The organism is Acinetobacter sp. YH12070, assembly GCF_013419625.1.
GTDB lineage: Bacteria > Pseudomonadota > Gammaproteobacteria > Pseudomonadales > Moraxellaceae > Acinetobacter > Acinetobacter amyesii.
The window spans coordinates 1-3468 of sequence record NZ_VOZT01000113.1; the positions used below are offsets into that span (position 1 = coordinate 1).

The 3468-nt window shown below is 36.6% G+C and carries 3 protein-coding genes and 1 pseudogene; 3 read left to right on the top strand and 1 reads right to left on the bottom strand.

Annotated elements, in window-relative coordinates:
* Positions 1-125: 125 nt before the first annotated feature.
* The 3 genes and pseudogenes from FTU17_RS16965 to FTU17_RS16975 form a co-directional block, all read left to right on the top strand.
* A pseudogene (locus FTU17_RS16965) lies at positions 126-932 on the top strand (cation diffusion facilitator family transporter); the annotation flags it as partial.
* 186 nt (positions 933-1118) lie between these two features.
* Positions 1119-1685: a recombinase family protein gene (locus FTU17_RS16970; protein ID WP_000678311.1), complete on the top strand. Its 567-nt coding sequence runs from the start codon at positions 1119-1121 to the stop codon at positions 1683-1685.
* Between the two features lie 251 nt (positions 1686-1936).
* Positions 1937-2755 carry an AraC family transcriptional regulator gene (locus FTU17_RS16975; protein WP_032073151.1) on the top strand — a complete coding sequence of 273 codons (819 nt, stop codon included), beginning with the start codon at positions 1937-1939 and terminating at the stop codon, positions 2753-2755.
* A 27-nt stretch (positions 2756-2782) separates the two neighbouring features.
* On the opposite strand, the gene FTU17_RS16980 is transcribed toward FTU17_RS16975, so the two are convergent.
* Positions 2783-3376 carry a LysE family translocator gene (locus tag FTU17_RS16980; RefSeq protein ID WP_373684083.1) on the bottom strand — a complete coding sequence of 198 codons (594 nt, stop codon included), beginning with the start codon at positions 3374-3376 and terminating at the stop codon, positions 2783-2785.
* Positions 3377-3468: the final 92 nt, after the last annotated feature.

A 3468-nucleotide genomic window follows, 5' to 3' on the forward strand; every position in this document is an offset into this window, starting at 1 on the left:
TCATGAGAAAGCCCATATAAATGGGTAGAGTACAAGTTGCTGTAGAAGCATTTTTAATTCGTCTGATCACAGATACTTTATAAAGTATTTTAATACTTTTTTGAATCCGTCAATGCGTAAGTCCTATAGTAGAAGTTGTCGCTGCTTTTATTACCCAAAGTTTGGCTTTGTTATCTGATGCAGCTCATATGTTTACTGATGTAGCCGCTTTAGCTATTGCTCTTGCCGCTATCAAAATTGGTAAAAAAGCCGCAGATGATAAAAGAACTTTTGGCTATCAGCGATTTGAAATTTTAGCGGCTCTGTTTAATGCGGTGATGCTTTTTGTGGTAGCAATATATATTGTATATGAAGCTTATCAACGTTTTACGAATCCTGCTGAAATTCAAAGTGTTGGAATGATGATTGTCGCGGTCATTGGTTTGGTCATAAATTTGATTTCAATGAAAATCCTTTCTGCTAGTGCTGAAGGAAGTCTAAATATAAAAGGTGCATATTTAGAAGTTCTTAGTGATGCTCTAGGATCGATAGGCGTGATTATCGGAGGAATAGTTATTTATTTTACCCAGTGGATGTGGGTTGATACCGTAATCGCTGTGTTAATTGGCTTCTGGGTCTTACCTCGAACTTGGATTTTATTAAAACAAAGTATTCATATTCTGCTTGAAGGAGTTCCTGATGAGATTGATATTGAGTCGTTAAGAAATGATTTATTGAAGCTAGAGGGCGTTGAAGGGATTCATCAGTTGAAAGTCTGGGCTATATCCTCAAGAAATATTCATTTAACTGCTCATTTGGTTGCTCCGAATAGCAATACAGATCAACTCTATCAAAAGGCCTTAGAAGTTCTAAAACATAATCATAATATTACTGAAATTACGTTACAAATAGAAAATACGAAATGTAATACATTGAACCAACATAAACACTAATTTGGACTTTAGTCTTCATATAGATGTTTTGTGTAACTTTAAAGTATACCCTAAAGTTACAATCTGGAAGTTCATGAAATTATGTATCATTTAAATGATTTTTAATCATAAGTAACATGTAACTTTAGTGTTAAAGAATTATAATTTACGAAATTGTTCATTTTTATCCAATTGGGGCGTGAAAAAGTGAAAGGCCAAAAAGTAGGGTATGTCCGGGTAAGTTCTGTCGAGCAAAACACTGGACGTCAACTTGAAGGAATTGAGGTCGACCGGATTTTTGTTGACCGTGCTTCAGGTAAAAATACTGACCGACCTAAATTTCAGGAAATGTTGAACTATGTCCGGGAAGGGGACAGGGTGATTGTACATTCAATGGATCGTTTTGCGCGAAGCCTAAAAGATTTGGTCACTGAAGTAGATAAACTGGTCAAACGAGGGATCGCCATCCAGTTTGTAAAAGAAAATATTACTTTTACAGCCGAATCCACCCCGATGGATAATTTGATGCTTCAAATGATGGGTGCTTTTGCACAGTTCGAACGTGAGATCATTTTAGAGCGGCAAAAGGAAGGAATAAAACTCGCCTCTGCTCAGGGGAAGTACAAAGGTCGGGTGCATAAACTAAAGCCTGACCAAGCTGAAGCTTTACGACAAGCATGGAAGGAGGGGAAGTATCCATCGAAAATGGCATTAGGGAAAGCTTTTGGGATTAGTCGTCAGGCGGTATACCGATATTTACAAGTTAGTGAATAGCTTATTGGGATTAGCAACTAAATTTAGTTTAACTTATAAAAATCATGAAACACTGTTCGAATTTTAAGCGTGGAACATGAATAATCAATAAAAAGCCGCTCTGCTGGTGCCCTATATTTCAGAACGGCTTGCTTTAATATAATGATATTTAAAGAGAAATATCAAGCATTACGTATAACGTGTATTATGTTAATTTTAGGAAAAGTGAAAAATAATCTACAATAGAATCTACGAAAAATTGGCCATCAATTATGCCTGATTTCTCCAGTGGAAATAATTGGATTGTGAGATCCCCCACTCAAAATCATAAATTAGAAAGAATTGAAGCATTTCTTTCCAATTATGCTTATAAACCTCACCGACATGATACTTATGCTATTGGCAGGACTCTTTCCGGAGTTCAAAACTTTCATTACAAAGGTACATTGCAACATAGCTTGCCAGGCATGACTATGGTTCTACACCCGGATGAAAAGCATGATGGTGAATCAGGAACATTAGATGGCTATCGCTATAGAATGATTTACATCGAACCAGCGATGATCCAAACCATTTTAAAGGGTAAACCTTTGCCTTTTATCAGACATGGCTTAAGTAATGATATTCGCCTGTTTAGGGCAATGGATAGCTTTCTAAATAATATAAATAATTATATGGATACCCTAGAAGAGGAAGATGCTCTATTTGATTTGGCAACTACACTGTGTGAAATTTCAGATACTTCATCTAACCAAAACAAAAAATTTGACTACAAGGCAGCAGAGAGAGCGCGTGAGTGTATTTTGGCGTATCCACATGAAAACTTAAGTTTGTCAGATTTAGAGAAACATGCTGATCGTGACCGCTGGAGCCTTTCTCGTGATTTCCGATTATTATTTGGAACTAGCCCACACCGTTATATGATCATGCGTCGCTTAGAAACAGTTAAGTTCTACCTTGCTCAAGGGGAGTCTATTGTTAATGCTGCTTTAAATGCAGGCTTTTTTGATCAGAGTCATATGACCAGACATTTTATAAAAACATTTGGTTTAACTCCCACTCAATGGAAAATGATAAATATTAAAAGATAGCCGTTCGATTTGAACGGCTAATTTGTCCTACAGCAGATTTATTCCATTAAGAAAATCTTTGAACATAAAAAGCCCTGATAAAATCAAGAGTATACCCATCAGCTTATTTAGCCGATTAAACCAGATAGGATTAGCAATTTTGTTGCCTAATACTTTTCCAACCAGAGCATAGGTGAATGGTGCGCCAACAGCACCAAGTGAAATCAGTAAAGAAACTATCAAGATCATGATTCCTGTGATTTTGGCTGCAGGGTACATAATTGTCGTAACAGGTAGAATGACGAGAATGGCTTTTGGATTTAATAACTGAATAAATAAGCCATTTAAGAATGTTAGATGGCTTTCTTGCTGTTGAGTTGTTTCTACATTCGCCCTAATCATTTTTATAGCCAAGTAGAATGTATAAATTGCACCCGCTAAAGCAATATAATGAATCAATCCATGTGGAATAACAGCTTCACCTATATAGCCAAACAATACGAATAAGATCAACATGGCGAAACCAATGCCTAGGTAAAATCCTATAGTCTTTTTTAATTGACCTGTAAGGCCAGAATTTAGCCCCATAAAATTTACAGGGCCTGGGCTGAACCGTACCGGGTTTGTCGGAGACTTTTTTATTTAAGTTAGGCCACCTGACCTAACGGGTTAATCTTATCATAGTACATTGCTTCAAACTCAAAAGGCGATACATAACCCAGTGCACTGTGTAC

Excerpts from the sequence above, each read along its gene's own strand:
- FTU17_RS16975 (WP_032073151.1), top strand. The coding sequence starts at position 1,937 with ATGCCTGATTTCTCCAGTGGAAATAATTGGATTGTGAGATCCCCCACT.